15 protein-coding genes and 3 rRNA genes are annotated in these 20,981 nt (G+C 66.0%); 16 read left to right on the forward strand and 2 right to left on the reverse strand.

Annotated elements, in window-relative coordinates; all coding sequences use genetic code 11:
- The first annotated feature begins 4 nt into the window (after window positions 1-4).
- From DYE23_RS13810 to DYE23_RS13830, 5 genes are read left to right on the forward strand one after another with little or no spacing between them, the layout of a single operon-like run.
- A complete protein-coding gene (locus tag DYE23_RS13810; RefSeq protein ID WP_011894382.1) occupies window positions 5-1,207 on the forward strand; it encodes an argininosuccinate synthase in 1,203 nt (400 codons plus the stop codon).
- A 4-nt stretch (window positions 1,208-1,211) separates the two neighbouring features.
- On the forward strand, window positions 1,212-2,624 hold the full coding sequence (gene argH, locus DYE23_RS13815) for an argininosuccinate lyase (RefSeq protein ID WP_115327423.1): 1,413 nt from the start codon (window positions 1,212-1,214) through the stop codon (window positions 2,622-2,624).
- Window positions 2,625-2,646: 22 nt separating this feature from the next.
- On the forward strand, window positions 2,647-3,267 hold the full coding sequence (locus tag DYE23_RS13820) for a hypothetical protein (protein WP_115327424.1): 621 nt from the start codon (window positions 2,647-2,649) through the stop codon (window positions 3,265-3,267).
- Window positions 3,267-3,821, forward strand: a complete 555-nt coding sequence (locus tag DYE23_RS13825; RefSeq protein ID WP_011894379.1) for a DUF4352 domain-containing protein — start codon at window positions 3,267-3,269, stop codon at window positions 3,819-3,821. Before DYE23_RS13820 ends, DYE23_RS13825 begins: the two co-directional genes overlap by 1 nt.
- A complete protein-coding gene (locus DYE23_RS13830; protein WP_011894378.1) occupies window positions 3,818-4,324 on the forward strand; it encodes a hypothetical protein in 507 nt (168 codons plus the stop codon). Before DYE23_RS13825 ends, DYE23_RS13830 begins: the two co-directional genes overlap by 4 nt.
- Here DYE23_RS13830 and DYE23_RS13835 read toward each other — a convergent pair.
- Both DYE23_RS13835 and DYE23_RS13840 read right to left on the reverse strand, forming a co-directional pair.
- Complete coding sequence (locus DYE23_RS13835) at window positions 4,281-5,576, reverse strand: hypothetical protein (protein WP_011894377.1); 1,296 nt, start codon at window positions 5,574-5,576, stop codon at window positions 4,281-4,283. The genes DYE23_RS13830 and DYE23_RS13835 overlap by 44 nt on opposite strands.
- Window positions 5,573-7,336, reverse strand: a complete 1,764-nt coding sequence (locus DYE23_RS13840) for an ABC-F family ATP-binding cassette domain-containing protein (RefSeq protein ID WP_115327425.1) — start codon at window positions 7,334-7,336, stop codon at window positions 5,573-5,575. Before DYE23_RS13840 ends, DYE23_RS13835 begins: the two co-directional genes overlap by 4 nt.
- 100 nt (window positions 7,337-7,436) lie before the next feature.
- Here DYE23_RS13840 and DYE23_RS13845 point away from each other — a divergent pair, with 100 nt between their 5' ends.
- From DYE23_RS13845 to DYE23_RS30870, 11 genes are all read left to right on the forward strand, one after another.
- Entirely contained in the window at window positions 7,437-10,403 is a 2,967-nt protein-coding gene (locus DYE23_RS13845) for an acyl-CoA synthetase (RefSeq protein ID WP_115327426.1), read from the forward strand.
- A 64-nt stretch (window positions 10,404-10,467) separates the two neighbouring features.
- Window positions 10,468-11,004, forward strand: coding sequence for a hypothetical protein (locus DYE23_RS13850; RefSeq protein WP_011894374.1), 537 nt, complete (start codon window positions 10,468-10,470; stop codon window positions 11,002-11,004).
- A 4-nt stretch (window positions 11,005-11,008) separates the two neighbouring features.
- Window positions 11,009-11,215 carry a Trm112 family protein gene (locus DYE23_RS13855; RefSeq protein ID WP_011894373.1) on the forward strand — a complete coding sequence of 69 codons (207 nt, stop codon included), beginning with the start codon at window positions 11,009-11,011 and terminating at the stop codon, window positions 11,213-11,215.
- A 14-nt stretch (window positions 11,216-11,229) separates the two neighbouring features.
- Window positions 11,230-11,838: a DNA-3-methyladenine glycosylase gene (locus tag DYE23_RS13860; protein WP_115327427.1), complete on the forward strand. Its 609-nt coding sequence runs from the start codon at window positions 11,230-11,232 to the stop codon at window positions 11,836-11,838.
- Window positions 11,839-11,856: 18 nt separating this feature from the next.
- Window positions 11,857-13,134, forward strand: coding sequence for a tyrosine--tRNA ligase (tyrS, locus tag DYE23_RS13865; protein WP_099961453.1), 1,278 nt, complete (start codon window positions 11,857-11,859; stop codon window positions 13,132-13,134).
- A 400-nt stretch (window positions 13,135-13,534) separates the two neighbouring features.
- A 16S ribosomal RNA gene (locus DYE23_RS13870) occupies window positions 13,535-15,054 on the forward strand.
- A gap of 426 nt (window positions 15,055-15,480) precedes the next feature.
- Window positions 15,481-18,603, forward strand: a 23S ribosomal RNA gene (locus tag DYE23_RS13875).
- Window positions 18,604-18,719: 116 nt separating this feature from the next.
- Window positions 18,720-18,832 (forward strand): 5S ribosomal RNA (gene rrf, locus DYE23_RS13880).
- The 16S, 23S and 5S rRNA genes sit together here, the layout of an rRNA operon.
- Window positions 18,833-18,968: 136 nt before the next feature.
- The gene (locus tag DYE23_RS13885) at window positions 18,969-19,796 is read left to right on the forward strand and encodes a tetratricopeptide repeat protein (protein WP_115327428.1); all 828 of its coding nucleotides are present in this window, start codon (window positions 18,969-18,971) and stop codon (window positions 19,794-19,796) included.
- Window position 19,797: 1 nt separating this feature from the next.
- Window positions 19,798-20,811, forward strand: coding sequence for an HAD-IIA family hydrolase (locus tag DYE23_RS13890; protein ID WP_115327429.1), 1,014 nt, complete (start codon window positions 19,798-19,800; stop codon window positions 20,809-20,811).
- 13 nt (window positions 20,812-20,824) lie between these two features.
- Window positions 20,825-20,980: a hypothetical protein gene (locus DYE23_RS30870; RefSeq protein ID WP_011894368.1), complete on the forward strand. Its 156-nt coding sequence runs from the start codon at window positions 20,825-20,827 to the stop codon at window positions 20,978-20,980.
- Window position 20,981: the final 1 nt, after the last annotated feature.

Genomic DNA, 20,981 nt, shown 5'->3' on the forward strand with positions numbered 1-20,981 from the left:
CGTTATGTCCGAGCGCGTCATCCTGGCCTACTCCGGAGGCCTGGACACCTCGGTGGCCATCAGCTGGATCGGTAAGGAGACCGGTAAAGAGGTCGTCGCCGTGGCCATCGACCTGGGTCAGGGCGGTGAGGACATGGAGGTCGTGCGCCAGCGTGCGATCGACTGCGGCGCCGTCGAGGCCGTCGTGGTCGACGCGCGCGACGAGTTCGCCGAGCAGTACTGCCTGCCGGCGATCCAGTCCAACGCGCTCTACATGGACCGCTACCCGCTGGTGTCGGCGCTGAGCCGGCCGCTGATCGTCAAGCACCTCGTCGACGCCGCCCGGGAGCACGGCGGTGGCATCGTGGCCCACGGCTGCACCGGCAAGGGCAACGACCAGGTCCGCTTCGAGGTCGGATTCGCCTCGCTGGCACCGGATCTCAAAGTCCTCGCCCCGGTCCGCGACTACGCGTGGACCCGGGAGAAGGCCATCGCGTTCGCCGAGGAGAACGCGATCCCGATCAACGTCACCAAGCGCTCCCCGTTCTCGATCGACCAGAACGTCTGGGGTCGCGCCGTCGAGACCGGCTTCCTCGAGCATCTGTGGAACGCCCCGACCAAGGACGTCTACGACTACACCGAGGACCCGACGGTCAACTGGAGCAGCCCCGACGAGGTCGTCGTCGGCTTCGAGAAGGGTGTTCCGGTCTCGATCGACGGGAACCCGGTGACCGTCCTGCAGGCCATCGAGCAGCTCAACGAGCGTGCCGGCGCGCAGGGCGTCGGCCGGCTCGACGTCGTCGAGGATCGTCTGGTCGGCATCAAGAGCCGCGAGATCTACGAGGCCCCCGGCGCGATGGTGCTCATCACCGCCCACACCGAGCTCGAGCACGTCACCCTGGAGCGTGAACTGGGCCGGTACAAGCGCCTGACCGACCAGAAGTGGGGTGAGCTGGTCTACGACGGACTGTGGTTCTCACCGCTGAAGTCGGCGCTGGAGTCGTTCGTCGCCAACACCCAGGAGCATGTCAGCGGAGAGATCCGGCTGGTGCTGCACGGCGGGCACATCGCGGTCAACGGTCGGCGCAGCTCGGAATCGCTGTACGACTTCAACCTCGCCACCTACGACGAGGGTGACACCTTCGACCAGTCGTCGGCGAAGGGCTTCGTTCACGTGCACGGTCTGTCGTCGAGCCTGTCCGCACGCCGGGACCTGGCGGGGAAGTGACTCCATGAGCACCAACGAGGGTTCGCTGTGGGGCGGGCGTTTCGCCGACGGACCCGCGGACGCCCTTGCCGCGCTGAGCAAGTCGACACACTTCGACTGGGTGCTCGCACCGTATGACGTGGTGGCGTCGAAAGCGCATGCCCGCGTGCTGTTCCGCGCGGGACTGCTGACCGAGGAGCAGCGCGACGGCCTGCTCGCCGGGCTGGACAGCCTGGGGTCCGACGTCGCCGACGGCAGCTTCGGTCCGCTGGTCTCCGACGAGGACGTGCACGGGGCGCTCGAGCGCGGTCTGATCGACCGCGTCGGCCCCGAGCTCGGAGGCCGGCTCCGGGCGGGCCGCTCGCGTAACGACCAGGTGGCCACGCTGTTCCGGCTGTGGCTGCGCGACGCGGTCCGCCGCGTCGCCGACGGCGTGCTGGAGGTGGTGGGCGCCCTGACGACGCAGGCCGCGGCGCATCCGACCGCGATCATGCCGGGCAAGACCCACCTGCAGTCCGCGCAGCCGGTGTTGCTGGCCCACCATCTGCTCGCCCACGCGCATCCGCTGCTGCGCGACGTCGACCGGCTCGCCGATTTCGACAAGCGGGCCGCGGTGTCGCCGTACGGATCCGGGGCGCTGGCCGGCTCGTCGCTGGGCCTTGATCCCGACGCGATCGCCGAGGAGCTCGGCTTCGCCGCCGCCGCCGACAACTCGATCGACGCCACCGCGTCGCGGGACTTCGCCGCGGAGGCGGCGTTCGTGTTCTCGATGATCGGGGTCGATCTGTCCCGGCTGGCCGAGGACGTCATCCTGTGGAGCACCACGGAATTCGGCTACGTCGAGCTGCACGACGCGTGGTCGACGGGCAGCTCGATCATGCCGCAGAAGAAGAACCCCGACATCGCCGAGCTGGCGCGCGGCAAGTCCGGCCGGTTGATCGGCAACCTGACCGGTCTGCTCGCGACGCTCAAGGCGCAGCCGCTGGCGTACAACCGGGATCTGCAGGAGGACAAGGAGCCGGTTTTCGACTCCGTGGCCCAGCTGGAGCTGCTGCTGCCCGCGATGGCGGGCCTGGTCGCCACCCTGCGCTTCGACGTCGACCGGATGGCCGAGCTCGCGCCGCTGGGCTACACCCTGGCCACCGACGTCGCGGAGTGGCTGGTGCGGCGCGGTGTGCCGTTCCGGGTGGCCCATGAGGCCGCCGGTGCCGCGGTGCGCGCCGCGGAGGCCCGCGGCGTCGGGCTCAAGGAACTCGAAGACGCGGAGCTCGCGGGGATCCATCCCGAGTTGACGGCGGAGGTCCGCGACGTGCTGAGCACCGAGGGCTCGGTCAATTCCCGGGATGCCCGGGGCGGCACCGCCCCGATTCAGGTCGCCAGGCAGCTGGGCGCCGTGCGCGATACCGCGGACGAGCTTCGCCGGAGGCTGCGTCGATAACGGGTCGTTAGGATCCTCCGGTATGGGGGTCCCCTCCGCAGACCAGGCCACCGCCGGCGGTGTAGGCAGCCGCGTGCGGCGCTGGGTGTCGGAACGCGGTCTGCGGCAGTGGTGGAAGGTGGGCGTCGCGGCGATCCTGGCTGTCGCCGCGTTGTTCGGCGGCCTCGACACCGTCGACACCGACCGGACCTCCTTCGCCCCGGGCGAGGAGTTCGACGACGGCCAGTTCACGCTGACCGCCGACCGGGCCACCGTCGTCCCCGAATTACGTGCAGGCCCAGTCGTTCTCGGGAAGACACAACCCGGGCGCAGATATCTCGGGCTGGTTTCGACGATGCGCAACGACGGCACGGTTCCCGGCCGGCTCGCCGACGAGTTCGACCTGCGCGACCAGCCCGACGCGACGTTCGTCGGGGTGAGGCGGGTGGCCGACGGTTCCCCGATCATCTGGCTCGGTCCGGGGCTGCAGGAGAAGCTGGCCTTCGTCTGGGAACTACCCGACAATGCGCTGGCAACAGGTGATGTCGTCACGTTGCGGGTGTCGCGCAAGCAGTTCCAGGAAGGCTTCGTCACCTACGGTGAGCGCTGGGTCTCCGTCGATGGTTACGGCGAGGTGGCCCTGCCGGTGAAGGTCGCGACGTGATGACGCGCGCGGCGGTCCTGCGGGCGCTCGCCGCCACGACGGCCGTCGCGGCGTCTGCGTTCCTGTGGCACAACCTTCCGGTGCCCACCCAGGTGTGGGCGCCGTTCGACGTCGACGGCGCGGCGGGACAGACGGTCACCGGTCGGTCGCTGTCGGTGACCGTGACCGGGGCCAGGCTGGCGCCGACTGCGCTGCAGCGCGGCAAGCCGGTGGTAGAGGCCGCAGGGCAGTGGCTGGTCGTCGACGCCGCAGTCGACGCCACGACGATGTTCGTCAAACCGGTGACCGAGTTGCGGGTCGGCCCGGACACCTACGTGCCGACCGACAGATTCTGGACCGCACAGCTCGGCGGCGAGGTCGCCCCGGGTATCACCCAGAACGGCTCGTGGGTGTTCGACGTGGCTCCCGACCGGCTGGAGGCCGTGACGGAGGTGTCGTTGCAGGTGTGGCAGGGCGACAGCAGGCTCGACTCCCGCGTCGTGGTCACGATCCCGCTGTCTGACGTGGTGCGCGACGATCCCGTGGTGATCCGCCCGATGGAGTCGGCCGCGTGAGCCGGTCACTGCCGCTGTGGCAGCGCAACGTGATCGGGGGCGTCGTGGCCGCGGCCGGGGTGTCGGTGCTCGCCGGCACGACGTGGTGGTCGCCGTGGACGGCGTACCTCGCCACCGTGGATCCCCGGCACGTCGTCGCCGCGGGGGAGTCAGCGGTCATCGACGGTCGACGCTGGTCGATCGGCGACATCCGGCATCTCGGCGACGGCGTACCGCCCGGCGCGACGCCGCTCCCCGACGGGACCGTGCTCACGCTCGTCACCGTCGACCGCGACGGTCCGCCCGTCGACGGGATGTGCGTCGCGGTCCTCACCGACGGTGAACATCGCTGGCGCGGACAGACTCCGGTCGACTTCGCGGTCACGCCGGCCTCCGGGTCGAGCTTCAACTGCGCCCGGCCCGGCCCGCTGCAGTGGGCCTTCAACGTCCCCGGCGATGTCGTACCGACCGCACTGGACGTCACGACAGCGGACGGACAGATCCTGGTTCGGCTCGATCTGTAGGGACACGCTGCAGGCAGTAGCCGAGCGTGGCGGCGATCAGGCAGATGCGCAGAGGCTCCACGATCAGATGTGAGATGAGGGCGAGCACATCGGCCGCGCCCGCCCAGAACTGCTGGGGATGGGGCCCCAGCACCCAGGCCATGCCCCGGAACAGGTACCCCGGTCCCAGTTGAGGACGGTAGAAGCTTCCCGACATGTCCAGCCACGCCAGTCCGAGATAGGCCAGCACGTACAGCGACAACGCGACGATCCCGCCGTGCAGCAGGATGCGGCCCGAATCGACGATGGGTTTGAACTTGCCCAGTTGCGATTCGGCGTAATCGCCGACCTCACGGCGGATCTTGCGAGGTACCCGCTGCCACCTGCTGTGCAGTTGTTTCTGCCGTTCCGCCGTGCGGTCGACCACCCGCCACGCACGTTCGCCGGCGACCCGCCGGGCCGCGGCGCGCCAGGGCGCCGTCACCGACACGCCATAGACGATGCCGGCCACCGCGAGCCACACCAGCGGAACCGCGGCTCCGCCGAACACGGTCCGCAGGGCCCACATCACCGTGTCCCACGCGCTCTCCAACGGACCGAAGTGGGAGAACACGGCCTCACGGGTGTCGTTGAACCACACCACGATCCGGCGCTGCGCCAACCATCCGCCCGGATTGAGCACGAACGTCAGGCCCTGGTTCACCGAGAGCGACAGCACCAGGAACACCCACAGCGCGTCGACATAGATCCGGACACCGAAGACCCAACCGGGCAGGGCGTCCTTGAACCAGGACAGCGCGTAGCGCACCACCAGCGCCGCGCCGATCACCACCCAGGTGGCCGCCGACACCGGCAGCGACTCCGGATTCAGTTCGGCGGCACCGGGTGTCATCATCGCGTCGCCGATCCGGTAGTCCAGAGCACGGGCCTCGAAAGCCAGCCAGTCCTCGCTGAACATCTGCCAGGCGAGGTAGATCGCGAAGAACGGCACGATCACCGTCGCGAACAGATCGACCTGACGGGCGGAGCGCGCCGGCAGCGCTGCGAGCGCGGGGACACCGTGCCTGACGATGAAGAACATCGCCACGAACGACCCCAGCCGGGCGATACCCGCGAACGGCATGATCAGCGACGCCCACAGGCTGTTGTCCCAACCCAGCCAGGCGGCCAGTTCGATCGCCGCGAGGCGGCCCAGCATGCCGAGCAGGTAACAGGCCGCCAGCTGCGGCCAGTACCTCAGGAACAGCACGAAGGGCGCCAGCAGCTGGGTCATCCGCTCTCCTCGGCGACGGCCAGCCATGCCTCCTCCAGCGAGGTCTTGCGGTCCAGCAGGTCGCTCAACTCCGCATTGAGCTCCCCGGCCCGCACATGGTCGGCGGCGGCCTCGGCCATCGACTCGTGCAGTGCGGCGATCCGGTCGTCGAGCTTGGTCAGCTGACCCTCGATGCGCGCCATCTCCTTGCCGGTGCGACGGTCCCGGGCCGCGGCAGTCTCGCCGCGGTCCGGTTCGGGTTTCGACGGCGCCGGCGTCCCGGCCGCGGCCCGGCCGGCCAGGTACTGCTCGATGCCGCCGGGCAGCATGTCGCAGCGGCCGCCTCCGGTCAGCGCATAGGTGACGTCACTGACCCGTTCGAGGAAGTACCGGTCGTGGGTCACGACGATCAGCGTGCCGGGCCACCCGTCGAGATAGTCCTCGATCACCGTCAGGGTGTCGATGTCGAGATCGTTGGTCGGCTCGTCGAGGAGCAGCACGTTCGGCTCGTCGAGAAGCAGCCGCAGGAACTGCAGTCTGCGCCGCTCACCGCCGGAGAGCTCACCGATCCGGGTGGTCAGCTTGTCGCCGACGAAGCCGAAGTCCTTCAGCAGCGTGTCCGCGCTGATCTCCCCGCCGCCGGCCAGCTCGGTGACGCGGCGGCGGTCCTCGACCGCGTCGAGCACGCGCTGTGATCCGTCGAGATCCTTCAACGCCTGGCTCAGGTGCCCGATGCGCAGGGTCTTGCCGCGTTTGACCGTCCCCGCAGTGGGGCTCAACTCACCGGTCAGCAGCCGCAGCACCGACGTCTTGCCGGTGCCGTTGACGCCGACCAGTCCGATGCGCGCCCCCGGGCCGATCGACCAGTCGACGCCGTCGAGGAGTACACGTGGGGGATCGCCGACCTCGAGCCGCACCCGATGCAGATCGAACACGTCTTTGCCGAGCCGGGTCGTGGCGAACCGTTGCAGCACAAGGGAATCGCGCGGCGGTGGCTCGTTGGCGATCAGATCGTTGGCGGCCTGGATGCGGAACTTCGGCTTCGACGTCCGGGCCGGCGGGCCGCGGCGCAGCCACGCCAGTTCCTTGCGCATCAGGTTGCGGCGCCGGGTCTCGGTCCCCGCGGCCACCCGGGCCCGTTCGGCCCTGGCCAGCACGTAGGCGGCATACCCGCCTTCGTAGGCGTCGACGACACCGTCGTGCACCTCCCACATCCCGGTGCAGACGGCATCCAGGAACCAGCGATCGTGGCTGACGACGACGAGTGCGCGGGCGGGCCGGGCGGTCAGGTGTCCGGCCAGCCACCCGATCACCTCGACGTCGAGATGGTTGGTCGGCTCGTCGAGAACCAGCACGTCGTGTCCGGCCAGCAGCACCTCGGCCAGTGCCACCCGGCGACGCTCGCCGCCGGACAACGTCGCCACCGGGGCGTCCAGGCTCACCCCGGACAGCAGATGCTCGACCACGGCGCGGGTGTCGGAGTCGGCGGCCCAGATGTGGTCGGGTCTGCCACCCACGATGACGTCGCGCACCGTGGAGCCGCTCTCGAAGTCGTCGGCCTGGCGCAGATAACCCACCGACAGGCCGGAGGTGTGCGTGGCACGGCCCGAGTCCGGCTCCTGCACTCCGGTGAGGATCTTCAGCAGCGTCGTCTTGCCGTCACCGTTGCGGCCCACGACGCCGATCACGTCGCCTTCCTCCACGCCCAGGCTGACAGCGTCGAGCAACGTGCGGGTCCCGTAGCCCACGGTGACCTTTTCGAGGTTGATCAGGTTTGCCATCAGGCGCCGATGATAGGCGGGGGTTGTGCCATCATCGTGATCACGATGCAGTCGCGGGGATTCGGCTGATCGCAACGGGAGATAGGAGCGTGACTCGGTGGTGGACCTCTCCGCGATCACCAGACCGGTCGGACGATTGGTCGCGACCGCACAGAACGGTCTGGAGGTCCTGCGGTACGGAGGGCTGGAGACCGGCGCGGTCCCGTCGCCGTTCCAGATCATCGAGAGCGTCCCGATGTACCGGCTGCGGCGCTATTTCCCGCCCGACTCCCGGCCCGGCGCCAAGACACCCGGCGCCCCGGTGCTGATGGTCCACCCGATGATGATGTCGGCCGACATGTGGGACGTCACCCGCGACGACGGCGCCGTCGGCATCCTGCACCGCGCCGGACTGGACCCGTGGGTCATCGACTTCGGATCGCCCGACAAGATCGAGGGCGGCATGCAGCGCAACCTCGCCGACCACGTCGTGGCGCTGAGCGAGGCGATCGACACCGTGAAGACGGTGACGGGCCGCGACGTCCATCTCGCGGGGTACTCCCAAGGCGGCATGTTTGCCTACCAGACCGCGGCGTACCGCCGGTCCAAGGACCTGGCCAGCATCGCCGCGTTCGGCGCACCGGTCGACACCCTGGCCGCCCTGCCGATGAACCTGCCGCCGAGTCTCGCGCCGCTGGCCGCCGACTTCATGGCCGACCACGTGTTCAGCCGGATCGACATCCCGGGATGGTTGGCGCGCACCGGTTTTCAGATGCTCGACCCGATCAAGACCGCCCAGTCGCGCATCGACTTCCTCCGCCAGTTACACGACCGCGAGGCGCTGCTGCCGCGTGAACAGCAGCGCCGGTTCCTGGCGTCCGACGGCTGGATCGCGTGGTCGGGTCCGGCGATCTCGGAGCTGCTCAAACAGTTCATCGCCCACAACCGGATGATGACCGGCGGCTTCGCGATCCGCGGCGACCTCGTCACGCTGTCCGACATCGACGTCCCGGTGCTGGCCGTGATCGGTGAGGTCGACGACATCGGCCAGCCGGCCGCGGTACGCGGCATCAAGAGGGCCGCACCCAAAGCAGACGTCTACGAGTTCCTCATCCGCGCAGGGCATTTCGGCCTCGTTGTCGGCTCGAAGGCGAGCACCGAGACCTGGCCCGCGGTGGCGGAGTGGGTGCGCTGGCTCGACGGCGGCGGGTCGATGCCCGACGGGGTGTCCCCGATGGCGCTGCAACCGGCCGAGCCGACCGAGAGCGGCGTCACACTGGCGTCGCGCCTCGCGCACAGTGCGACGGCCGCCACCGAGATGGCTTTCAGCCTCGCCCGGTCGGCCGCCGACGCACTGGTGACGGCGAACAAGTCCGCCCGCACGCTGGCCGTCGAAACCGCCCGCACCCTGCCGCGGCTGGCGCGGCTGGGCCAGGTCAACGACCACACCCGGATCTCGCTGGGCCGCATCATGAGTGAGCAGGCGCGGGATCTGCCCCACGGCGAGGCGCTGCTGTTCGACGGTCGCGTGCACACCTTCGAGGCCGTCGACCGGCGCATCAACAACGTCGTGCGCGGACTCATCGACGTCGGTGTGCGGCAGGGTGCCCGCGTCGGGCTGCTGATGGAGACCCGGCCGAGCGCGCTGGTCGCGATCGCGGCGCTGTCACGGCTCGGCGCCGTGGCGGTCCTGATGCCGCCGGACTCCGACCTGGCAGAGGCCGCCCGGCTCGGCGGTGTCACCGAGATCATCGCCGACCCGAGCAACCTCGCGGCGGCCGGCGCGTTGGACATGCGCGTCCTGGTCCTCGGCGGCGGAGAGTCCCGCGATCTGGATGTGCCCGACTCCGGCCAGATCATCGACATGGAGAAGATCGACCCCGACGCCGTCGAGCTGCCGGGGTGGTACCGGCCCAACCCCGGCCTCGCCCGCGACCTGGCGTTCATCGGGTTCAGCACCGTCAGCGGCGAACTCGTCGCCCGCCAGATCACCAACTACCGATGGGCGCTGTCGGCCTTCGGCACCGCATCGGCGGCCAACCTCAGCCGCAGCGACACGGTGTACTGCCTGACGCCGCTGCACCACCAGTCCGGCCTGCTGGTCAGCCTCGGCGGCGCCGTCGTGGGGGGTTCCCGCATCGCCCTGTCGAGGGAGCTGCGCCCGGACAGGTTCGTGCAGGAGATCCGGCAGTACGGCGTCACCGTCGTGTCCTACACATGGGCGATGCTGCGCGAGGTCATCGACGATCCCGGATTCTCCTTGCGTGGAAGCCATCCGGTCCGGCTCTTCATCGGCGCCGGCATGCCGGCCGGTCTCTGGAAGCGGGTCGTCGACGTGTTCGCCCCCGCCAACGTCGTCGAGTTCTTCGCCACCACCGACGGGCAGGCCGTCCTGGCCAACGTCAAGGGCGCCAAGATCGGCAGCAAGGGCAGACCACTGCCCGGCGGCGGCGAGATCGCGCTGGCCGCCTACGACCCGGAGGACAACCTGATCCTCGAGGACGAGCGTGGCTTCGTGCGCCGGGCCGAGGTCAACGAGGTCGGTGTGCTGCTGGCGCACCCGCGGGGACCGGTCGACCCGTTGGCGTCGGTCAAGCGCGGGGTGTTCGCGCCGGCCGACACCTGGGTGTCCACCGAGTACCTGTTCCGCCGCGACGAGGACGGTGATTACTGGCTCGTCGACAACCGCGCCGCGGTGATCCACACCCCGCGCGGCGTCGTGTACGCGGCCACCGTCAACGACGCCGTGGGCAGGCTGGGAGCGGTGGACATGGCCGTGACGTACGGGGTGGAGAGCGACGGCCGGACCCTCGCGGTGACCGCGCTGTCGCTGCGGCCCGGCGGCAGTGTGCCGTCCGCCGATCTGTCGGAGGCGCTCGCCGACATTCCCGTCGGCACCGGCCCCGACATCGTACACGTCGTCACCGACATGACACTGACGACCACCTTCCGGCCGCTCGCCGGCCCGCTGCAGAAACAGGGCGTGCCCAAGCCGTCGCGTAACGCCTGGTACCTGGACCCCGATACCCATCGGTACAAGCGGCTGACCGCTGCTGTGCGGAGCGAGCTCGGGGGCACTCAGCAGTGATGCCCGCCGCGCGGCACACTGTTAGGCTCGCCGAATCGGCAGGCCCCAACGCGCTGGAGGACTCATGACTTCGCACCACAGCACCGACGGCCGGTCGCTGTCCCGGCTGGCGACCGGTGCCCTCCTCGGCGCCGCCCTGGCGTTCGGGACGGTCACCGGTGTGGCCCCGATCGCGTCGGCGCAGCCGACCACCCAGGCCGAACAGCCCCCGGCCCCGCGGATCTCGCCGGACCAGCTCCTGATGATGATCTCGAACGAGTACCAGACGGGGGCCAGCGGCGGGCAGGTCTCCAAGCTGATCGAACAGGTGATGACGCTGCGCCAGCGTGGGATCCGTCCGTCGATGGCCAACGCGCAGGCACTCAAGGCCGGCCTCGATGCCCGTCCCAACCAGAAGCCCCTGATCGAGGCACTGCAGTCGACGCTGGTCTACCAGCGCAAGGTGATGGCGCAGTCCGCCACCCAGATGCCGTCGGGCGGCGGCGCCCCGCCGGTCGCCACCCCGGGCAGCCCGCAGGTCGGCATGGGCGGACCGGCATGGGGGCCGAACAACCCGATGCAGCGCGACGGCAACAACATCTTCCCGATGCCCGGTCGCTGAGCGAATGGCACTCGACGACACCCTGCTCGCCATCCTCGTCTGTCCGCAGGACCGCGGACCGCTGCTGCTTGTCGACGGATGCCTCTACAACCCGCGGCTGAAGCGCAAGTACCGCATCGACGACGGGATCCCGGTTCTGCTCGTCGACGAAGCCGTCCCGGTCGACGACGACGAGCACCGACGGCTCGTCGCTGCCGCGGAGCAGGGCTGATCAGGTAGGCCGAACTGCGGAATTCTCTCGACGTCGACCCGCTGAGCGCCGCGCGACTTCTGCTGGGTTCCGAACTGACCGGCCGTGGCGTGACCGCGGTGATCGTCGAGGTCGAGGCGTACGGAGGTCCGGACGACGGGCCGTGGCCCGACCCGGCCGCCCATTCGTTCCGCGGTCCCGGGCTACGCAACTCGGTGATGTTCGGCCCGCCGGGTCGGCTCTACACGTATCGCAGTCACGGCATCCACGTCTGCGCGAACGTCGTCTGCGCCGCCGACGGGGTGGCCGCGGCGGTCCTGCTGCGCGCCGCGATCGTCGACACCGGTCACGAGTCGGCCTGGGCGCGGCGCGGGCCGGCGGTGCGGGAGTCCGCGCTGGCACGCGGGCCGGGCAATCTGTGCTCGGCACTCGGGATCACGATGGACGACAACGGGACAGACCTGTTCGATCCGTCGTCACCGATCCGTCTGGAGCTCGGTGAACTCCGGGTCGGTGACACCGGTCCACGAGTGGGTGTCAGCAAGGCCGCGGACCGGCCGTGGCGGATGTGGCTGCCCGGGCACCGCGAAGTCTCGGCGTATCGCCGCAGCCCGCGGGCACCGGCTCCGGGGGAGAGCGACTAGTACGGAAAGATCGGGGCCATGAGCACGCCGGACATCCTGGACGATTTGGAATGGCGGGGACTGATAGCACAGTCCACCGACCGCGAGGCACTCGGCGAGATGCTGGCCGCCGGCCCTGCCACGGTCTACTCCGGCTTCGATCCGACAGCGCCGAGTCTGCACGCCGGTCATCTGATTCCGCTGCTGACCCTGCGCCGCTTCCAACAGGCCGGACACCGCCCGATCGTGCTCGCTGGCGGCGCCACCGGCATGATCGGCGACCCGCGCGATGTGGGCGAACGCACTCTCAACACCGCCGACACCGTCGCGGACTGGGCCGACCGGATCCGGGGACAACTGGAGCGCTTCGTCGAGTTCGACGACTCGGAGACCGGCGCGATCGTCGCCGACAATCTGACGTGGACTTCCGAGCTGTCGGCGATCGAGTTCCTGCGTGACGTCGGCAAGCACTTCTCGGTGAATGTGATGTTGGACAGGGACACCGTGCGGCGCCGGCTCGAGGGTGACGGTATCTCCTACACCGAGTTCAGCTACATGCTGCTGCAGGCCAACGACTACGTCGAACTGCATCAGCGGTACGGCTGCACACTGCAGGTCGGTGGGTCCGACCAGTGGGGGAACATCATCGCGGGCGTGCGACTGGTGCGGCAGAAGGCGGGCGCCACCGTGCACGCGATGACCACGCCGCTGGTGACGGACTCCGAAGGCAAGAAGTTCGGGAAGTCCACCGGTGGGGGAAGCCTGTGGCTGGATCCCGAGATGACCAGTCCGTACGCCTGGTACCAGTACTTCATCAACACCGCCGACGCCGACGTCGTCCCGTACCTGCGGTGGTTCACCTTCCTGACCGCCGAGGAACTGGCGGAGTTGGAGCTGGCGACGGCGGAACGTCCGCACGAACGGGCGGCCCAGCGCCGGCTCGCCCGGGAACTGACCAATCTCGTTCACGGCGAGGCAGCGACGGCGGCCGTCGAACTCGCCAGCCAGGCCTTGTTCGGCCGCGGCGAGTTGGCGGATCTCGACGAGAACACTTTGGCCGGGGCCGTCCGGGAGGCGGCGGTGGCGCAGCTCGATCCCGGGGGACCCGATTCGATCGTCGATCTGCTGGTCGCGACCGGGCTGTCGGCGAGCAAGGGTGCGGCGCGGCGGACGGTCGCCGAGGGTGGCGTGTACGTCAACAACGCGAAGGTGACGGCCGACGACTGGGTGCCCCAGCCGTCGGACTTCCTGCACGGGCGGTGGCTGGTGCTGCGGCGGGGCAAGAGGAATATCGCCGGCGTCGAACGCGTTGGATGAGGAGACGCTCTGGCAGCTGTGTCGAACGGCGGTCGAAAAACCGGCTCTAGCAGGCGATTTGACTCAGAGTTATCCCTGACGTAACTTATCCAAGTCGCTGCGACACGGGCCCAAAACCCGGAGAGCGCGGCGGCCTCCAGAGGGAAGTCCGCTTCGGTGGATGTCCTCATCTGTCCGCACAGAGACGAACGGCTTTTGGCCGGGGGTTTCTTGCGCGGCCGGTCTGGGGTCTGTTGTTTGAGAACTCAATAGTGTGTTTGGTGGTTTTTGTTTGTTGTTTTTTTGATCTGCCTCTTTTTCCCGTTTAGGGGTGGGTTGTTTTGATGCCATTTTTTGGTGTCTTGTTTGATGATCGGATTTCTCTGATTGTGAATTCACCTGTCTGTGGATGGGTTGTTTTTGTTTGGAGAGTTTGATTCTGGCTCAGGACGAACGCTGGCGGCGTGCTTAACACATGCAAGTCGAACGGAAAGGCCCTTCGGGGTACTCGAGTGGCGAACGGGTGAGTAACACGTGGGTGATCTGCCCTGCACTTTGGGATAAGCCTGGGAAACTGGGTCTAATACCGAATAGGACCGCATGCTTCATGGTGTGTGGTGGAAAGCTTTTGCGGTGTGGGATGGGCCCGCGGCCTATCAGCTTGTTGGTGAGGTAATGGCTTACCAAGGCGACGACGGGTAGCCGGCCTGAGAGGGTGACCGGCCACACTGGGACTGAGATACGGCCCAGACTCCTACGGGAGGCAGCAGTGGGGAATATTGCACAATGGGCGCAAGCCTGATGCAGCGACGCCGCGTGAGGGATGACGGCCTTCGGGTTGTAAACCTCTTTCGCCAGGGACGAAGCGCAAGTGACGGTACCTGGAGAAGAAGGACCGGCCAACTACGTGCCAGCAGCCGCGGTAATACGTAGGGTCCGAGCGTTGTCCGGAATTACTGGGCGTAAAGAGCTCGTAGGTGGTTTGTCGCGTTGTTCGTGAAAACTCACAGCTTAACTGTGGGCGTGCGGGCGATACGGGCAGACTTGAGTACTGCAGGGGAGACTGGAATTCCTGGTGTAGCGGTGGAATGCGCAGATATCAGGAGGAACACCGGTGGCGAAGGCGGGTCTCTGGGCAGTAACTGACGCTGAGGAGCGAAAGCGTGGGGAGCGAACAGGATTAGATACCCTGGTAGTCCACGCCGTAAACGGTGGGTACTAGGTGTGGGTTTCCTTCCTTGGGATCCGTGCCGTAGCTAACGCATTAAGTACCCCGCCTGGGGAGTACGGCCGCAAGGCTAAAACTCAAAGAAATTGACGGGGGCCCGCACAAGCGGCGGAGCATGTGGATTAATTCGATGCAACGCGAAGAACCTTACCTGGGTTTGACATGCACAGGACGCCGGCAGAGATGTCGGTTCCCTTGTGGCCTGTGTGCAGGTGGTGCATGGCTGTCGTCAGCTCGTGTCGTGAGATGTTGGGTTAAGTCCCGCAACGAGCGCAACCCTTGTCTCATGTTGCCAGCACGTTATGGTGGGGACTCGTGAGAGACTGCCGGGGTCAACTCGGAGGAAGGTGGGGATGACGTCAAGTCATCATGCCCCTTATGTCCAGGGCTTCACACATGCTACAATGGCCGGTACAAAGGGCTGCGATGCCGTGAGGTGGAGCGAATCCTTTCAAAGCCGGTCTCAGTTCGGATCGGGGTCTGCAACTCGACCCCGTGAAGTCGGAGTCGCTAGTAATCGCAGATCAGCAACGCTGCGGTGAATACGTTCCCGGGCCTTGTACACACCGCCCGTCACGTCATGAAAGTCGGTAACACCCGAAGCCGGTGGCCTAACCCCTTGTGGGAGGGAGCCGTCGAAGGTGGGATCGGCGATTGGGACGAAGTCGTAACAAGGTAGCCGTACCGGAAGGTGCGGCTGGATCACCTCCTTTCTAAGGAGCACCACGAGAATCAGGCCCGCCCACATCGTGTGGGGGTTCGGTGATCTGATCGATTCGTGAAGATGGCCTGGTCTCTGTAGTGGAGTCAGGTCTGGTGCAACAACAAACATTAAGTGCTGCAACGGGATTCCGGTTTTCCGGGGTTGTGGTGCGAAGTCATCAGACACACTATTGGGCTTTGAGACAACAGGCCTGTGCCCCTTTTTGTGGGGGTGGCTCCGCGTTGGCGGGTCGGTGTGTTGTTGCCCTGCTTTGGTGGTGGGGTGTGGTGTTTGATTTGTGGATAGTGGTTGCGAGCATCGAAAGATGGTGCACAGGCTTTCGGGTGTGTGTGCTTCTTTTATGTAATGCAAATTTTTCTGATACCCGCATGCTCCCGGAAGGGTGTGTGTGGGTGACTCATTTTTTGGTTTTGTGTTGTAAGTGTTTAAGGGCGCATGGTGGATGCCTTGGCACTGGGAGCCGATGAAGGACGTGGGAGGCTGCGATATGCCTCGGGGAGCTGCCAACCGAGCGTGGATCCGAGGATGTCCGAATGGGGAAACCCGGCACGAGTGATGTCGTGTCACCCAACGCTGAATATATAGGCGTTGGGGGGGAACGCGGGGAAGTGAAACATCTCAGTACCCGTAGGAAGAGAAAACAAAAGTGATTCCGTGAGTAGTGGCGAGCGAAAGCGGAGGATGGCTAAACCGTGTGCATGTGATACCCGGCGGGGGTTGTGTGTGCGGTGTTGTGGGGCGTTTCTTCTTCAGTCCGCCGGCTGGAGCGAAAGTGATCAACTGTGGTGTTAGGTGAAGTGGCTTGGGATGGCCTGCCGGAGAGGGTGAGAGCCCCGTAATTGAAAACATCACAGCTTTCGTGGAACTGTCCCCGAGTAGCAGCGGGCCCGTGGAATCTGCTGTGAATCTGCCGGGACCACCCGGTAAGCCTGAATACTTCCCAGTGACCGATAGCGGATTAGTACCGTGAGGGAATGGTGAAAAGTACCCCGGGAGGGGAGTGAAATAGTACCTGAAACCGTGCGCTTACAATCCGTCAGAGCCCTCCTTCGTGGTGGGGTGATGGCGTGCCTTTTGAAGAATGAGCCTGCGAGTCAGGGACATGTCGCGAGGTTAACCCGGGTGGGGTAGCCGTAGCGAAAGCGAGTCTGAATAGGGCGTATCCACACAACAGTGTGTGGTGTAGTGGTGTGTTCTGGACCCGAAGCGGAGTGATCTACCCATGGCCAGGGTGAAGCGCGGGTAAGACCGCGTGGAGGCCCGAACCCACTTAGGTTGAAGACTGAGGGGATGAGTTGTGGGTAGGGGTGAAAGGCCAATCAAACTCCGTGATAGCTGGTTCTCCCCGAAATGCATTTAGGTGCAGCGTCGCAGTGTTCGTGTCGGAGGTAGAGCTACTGGATGGCCGATGGGCCTCACAAGGTTACTGACGTCAGCCAAACTCCGAATGCCGACACGGTGTAATGCGGCAGTGAGACGGCGGGGGATAAGCTCCGTGCGTCGAGAGGGAAACAGCCCAGATCGCCGGCTAAGGCCCCTAAGCGTGTGCTAAGTGGAAAAGGATGTGCAGTCGCGAAGACAACCAGGAGGTTGGCTTAGAAGCAGCCACCCTTGAAAGAGTGCGTAATAGCTCACTGGTCAAGTGATTGTGCGCCGATAATGTAGCGGGGCTCAAGCACACCGCCGAAGCCGCGGCAGCATACTTTTGTGTGCTGGGTAGGGGAGCGTCCTGCATCCGGTGAAGCCGCAGAGTGATCTAGTGGTGGAGGGTGTGGGAGTGAGAATGCAGGCATGAGTAGCGATAAGGCAAGTGAGAACCTTGCCCGCCGGAAGACCAAGGGTTCCTGGGCCAGGCCAGTCCGCCCAGGGTGAGTCGGGACCTAAGGCGAGGCCGACAGGCGTAGTCGATGGACAACGGGTTGATATTCCCGTACCCGTGTATGAGCGTCCCTGATGAATCAGAGGTACTAAGCGCCCAAAACCACTGTTACCAATCACCTTCGGGTGTGCGGATTGGTGGGGCTGCGCGTGACCTTCTCTGGTAGTAGTCAAGCGATGGGGTGACGCAGGAAGGCAGCCGTACCGGTCAGTGGTAATACCGGGGTAAGCCTGTAGGGAGTTGGATAGGTAAATCCGTCCAACACATATCCTGAGAGGTGATGCATAGCCGATTGAGGCGAATTCGGTGATCCTATGCTGTCGAGAAAAGCCTCTAGCGAGCGCATACACGGCCCGTACCCCAAACCAACACAGGTGGTCAGGTAGAGAATACCGAGGCGTACGAGTGAACTATGGTTAAGGAACTCGGCAAAATGCCCCCGTAACTTCGGGAGAAGGGGGACCCACATACCGTCAACACCCTTGCGGTGGGCAGCGGGCGTGGGTGGCACAAACCAGTGAGAAGCGACTGTTTACTAAAAACACAGGTCCGTGCGAAGTCGCAAGACGATGTATACGGACTGACGCCTGCCCGGTGCTGGAAGGTTAAGAGGACCGGTTAACCCTTCGGGGTGAAGCTGAGAATTTAAGCCCCAGTAAACGGCGGTGGTAACTATAACCATCCTAAGGTAGCGAAATTCCTTGTCGGGTAAGTTCCGACCTGCACGAATGGCGTAACGACTTCTCAACTGTCTCAACCATAGACTCGGCGAAATTGCATTACGAGTAAAGATGCTCGTTACGCGCGGCAGGACGAAAAGACCCCGGGACCTTCACTACAACTTGGTATTGGTGCTCGATACGGTTTGTGTAGGATAGGTGGGAGACTAGGAAGCAGTCACGCCAGTGATTGTGGAGTCATTGTTGAAATACCACTCTGATCGTATTGGGCCTCTAACCTCGGACCGTCTATCCGGTCCAGGGACAGTGCCTGGTGGGTAGTTTAACTGGGGCGGTTGCCTCCTAAAATGTAACGGAGGCGCCCAAAGGTTCCCTCAACCTGGACGGCAATCAGGTGTTGAGTGTAAGTGCACAAGGGAGCTTGACTGCGAGACGGACATGTCAAGCAGGGACGAAAGTCGGGACTAGTGATCCGGCACCTCTGAGTGGAAGGGGTGTCGCTCAACGGATAAAAGGTACCCCGGGGATAACAGGCTGATCTTCCCCAAGAGTCCATATCGACGGGATGGTTTGGCACCTCGATGTCGGCTCGTCGCATCCTGGGGCTGGAGCAGGTCCCAAGGGTTGGGCTGTTCGCCCATTAAAGCGGCACGCGAGCTGGGTTTAGAACGTCGTGAGACAGTTCGGTCTCTATCCGCCGCGCGCGTCAGAAGCTTGAGGAAATCTGTCCCTAGTACGAGAGGACCGGGACGGACGAACCTCTGGTCTACCAGTTGTTCCACCAGGAGCATCGCTGGATAGCCACGTTCGGACAGGATAACCGCTGAAAGCATCTAAGCGGGAAACCCCCTCCAAGACCAGGCTTCTCACCCATTAAGTGGGATAAGGCCCCCCGCAGACCACGGGATCGATAGACCAGACCTAGAAGACCAGCAATGGTCGCAGGGAACTGGCACTAACCGGCCGAAAACTTACAACAACAACAAAACCTCGCAACCACAATCCACAGTCACACGACTGCACCCCACCACCAAAAACAGGGGCTATAAACCTCCCCACACAAAAGGGGATCACTCAAAAACGAGTGAATACAGTTACGGCGGTAATAGCGGCAGGGAAACGCCCGGTCCCATCCCGAACCCGGAAGCTAAGCCTACCAGCGCCGATGATACTACCCACACGGGTGGAAAAGTAGGACACCGCCGAACACACATTGGAATCGCCCCCCACAGAAATGTGGGGGGCGATTTTCTTTTCCGGTTCTTTCGGCGCGCAATTCACGTCACGCTATTTACGAATTGCATTAATTGTGAGTCGGTCGATGGTGGCCGTATCCTTTCTTTCGTGCCCCACGACAATCAGGGCGGCCGCGGCGAACGTCGACCGGACCGCGCCACCACCGGCGGAAGCCAGCGCCCGCGCCGGGACAACCGTTCGGCTCCGCGTACGTCGGGGCCCAACCGCGCGCGTTCCGCTCAACCCCGGCCGGATCGGGTCGATCCTCGTTTCGCCGATGCGCCGCCGATCCCCGCGGAGATCGAAGCCAAGCAGCTCGCACCGGAGATTCGCGGTGAGCTCACCACCCTCGACCGCGCGACCGCCGATGCCGTGGCACGCCACCTCGTGGCCGCCGGAGAACTGCTCGAAGACGATCCGCAGGCGGCGCTGGCCCATGCCCAGGCCGCCCGCGCGCGTTCGGGCCGCATCGCCGCTGTGCGCGAGGCCGTCGGGATCGCCGCCTATCAGTGCGGTGACTGGGCGCAGGCCCTCGCCGAACTGCGGGCCGCCCGTCGAATGGGAAGTCGCTCACCGCTGTTGGCGTTGATCGCCGACTGTGAACGCGGCATCGGGCGTCCCGAGCGCGCGATCGAGCTGGCCAGAGGTGAGGAGGCCGCCGCGCTGACCGGAGAGGACGCCGACGAACTGCGCATCGTCGTCGCCGGCGCCCGGTCCGATCTCGGTCAGCACGAGCAGGCCTTGGCGATCCTGTCGACACCGACGCTCGACCCGTCGAAGTCCGGGCAGACCGCGGCCCGGTTGTTCTACGCCTACGCCGACACGCTCGTGGTGCTCGATCGCCGGGACGAGGCCCTGCAGTGGTTCCTGCACGCCGCGAAGGCCGACGTCGACGGGATCACCGACGCCGAAGAGCGGATCACGGAGCTGTCCTGACGTGAGCACCCTTGCGCAGCAGCATGATTGCCTGCTGCTCGATCTCGACGGCACCGTGTTCCGCGGACATGAGCCGACGCCGGGCGCAGTGGACACGCTGGCGGCCGTCGACTCGAGAATTCTGTTCGTGACCAACAACGCGTCGCGCAGCGCCGGCCAGGTCTCCGACCACCTGTGTGAGCTCGGGTTCAGCGCAGCACCGCCGGACGTCGTGACGAGCGCGCAGAGCGCGGCGCGCCTGCTCGCCGAGCAACTGCCGAGCGGCGCGAAAGTTCTGGTGGTCGGCACCGATTCGCTCGCCGACGAGGTCAGCAATGTCGGACTGGCACCCGTGCGGGAGTACTCCGAGGGTCCGGCGGCGGTGGTGCAGGGGCACAACCCGGAGACCGCCTGGCAGATTCTCGCCGAGGCCGCCCTGGCTATCCGGTCCGGAGCCCTGTGGGTGGCCGCCAACGTCGACAGAACCCTTCCTTCGGAACGAGGTCTGCTGCCGGGAAACGGGTCGATGGTCGCCGCCTTGCGTGCCGCCACCGACTCCGAACCGCAGGTAGCGGGAAAGCCGGCGCCCGCCCTGATGGCAGATGCGCTGTCGCGCGGTGACTTCCAGACCCCGCTGGTGGTGGGCGATCGGCTCGACACCGACATCGCCGGCGCCAACGCGGCGAGACTTCCCAGCCTGATGGTGCTCTGCGGGGTGAACAACGCCGCGGACGCGATCTGGGCGGTCGAGGACGAGCGTCCGGGCTTCCTCGCCGAGGATCTTCGTGCGCTCACCGCCCACGCCGCCGACGTCCTGCGCATCGCACCCGACCCCGCGTGGCGGGTCGACGTCACGGAGAAGGCGGTCACCGTCAGTTCCACCGGGACGACGGCGTCCGATCCGCTGGCGCCGGTCCGCGCGATCGCCGCAGCCGTCTGGGAGTCCGGGATCGGGCGTCGGCCCATCGTGGGCGCCGACGACGCGGCGCGACAGGCCGTCGAACGATGGTCACTCGCGTCGGCTGCCATCGACTAGCGTGAACGTCGTCATGAGCAACGACCCCGACCAGATCCGCGCGCAGATCGCCGAGCTCCTCGGCGAGCGGACCGACCTGTCGGCGTCTGACCTGGACTCCGTCGCCGCGCGCCTCGAAGAGGCGCACGATCTGCTGGTGCGCGCGCTGGAATCCGTCGAGAAGGGCTGAC

It is taken from the genome of Mycolicibacterium gilvum (assembly GCF_900454025.1).
Classification (GTDB): domain Bacteria; phylum Actinomycetota; class Actinomycetes; order Mycobacteriales; family Mycobacteriaceae; genus Mycobacterium; species Mycobacterium gilvum.

Coding starts and splice junctions, on each gene's coding strand:
- DYE23_RS13825 (WP_011894379.1), top strand. CDS start 3,267: ATGACGCGCGCGGCGGTCCTGCGGGCGCTCGCCGCCACGACGGCCGTC.
- DYE23_RS30870 (WP_011894368.1), top strand. CDS start 20,825: ATGAGCAACGACCCCGACCAGATCCGCGCGCAGATCGCCGAGCTCCTC.
- DYE23_RS13855 (WP_011894373.1), top strand. CDS start 11,009: ATGGCACTCGACGACACCCTGCTCGCCATCCTCGTCTGTCCGCAGGAC.
- DYE23_RS13820 (WP_115327424.1), top strand. CDS start 2,647: ATGGGGGTCCCCTCCGCAGACCAGGCCACCGCCGGCGGTGTAGGCAGC.
- DYE23_RS13840 (WP_115327425.1), bottom strand. CDS start 7,336: ATGGCAAACCTGATCAACCTCGAAAAGGTCACCGTGGGCTACGGGACC.
- argH (WP_115327423.1), top strand. CDS start 1,212: ATGAGCACCAACGAGGGTTCGCTGTGGGGCGGGCGTTTCGCCGACGGA.
- DYE23_RS13810 (WP_011894382.1), top strand. CDS start 5: ATGTCCGAGCGCGTCATCCTGGCCTACTCCGGAGGCCTGGACACCTCG.
- DYE23_RS13850 (WP_011894374.1), top strand. CDS start 10,468: ATGACTTCGCACCACAGCACCGACGGCCGGTCGCTGTCCCGGCTGGCG.
- tyrS (WP_099961453.1), top strand. CDS start 11,857: ATGAGCACGCCGGACATCCTGGACGATTTGGAATGGCGGGGACTGATA.
- DYE23_RS13835 (WP_011894377.1), bottom strand. CDS start 5,576: ATGACCCAGCTGCTGGCGCCCTTCGTGCTGTTCCTGAGGTACTGGCCG.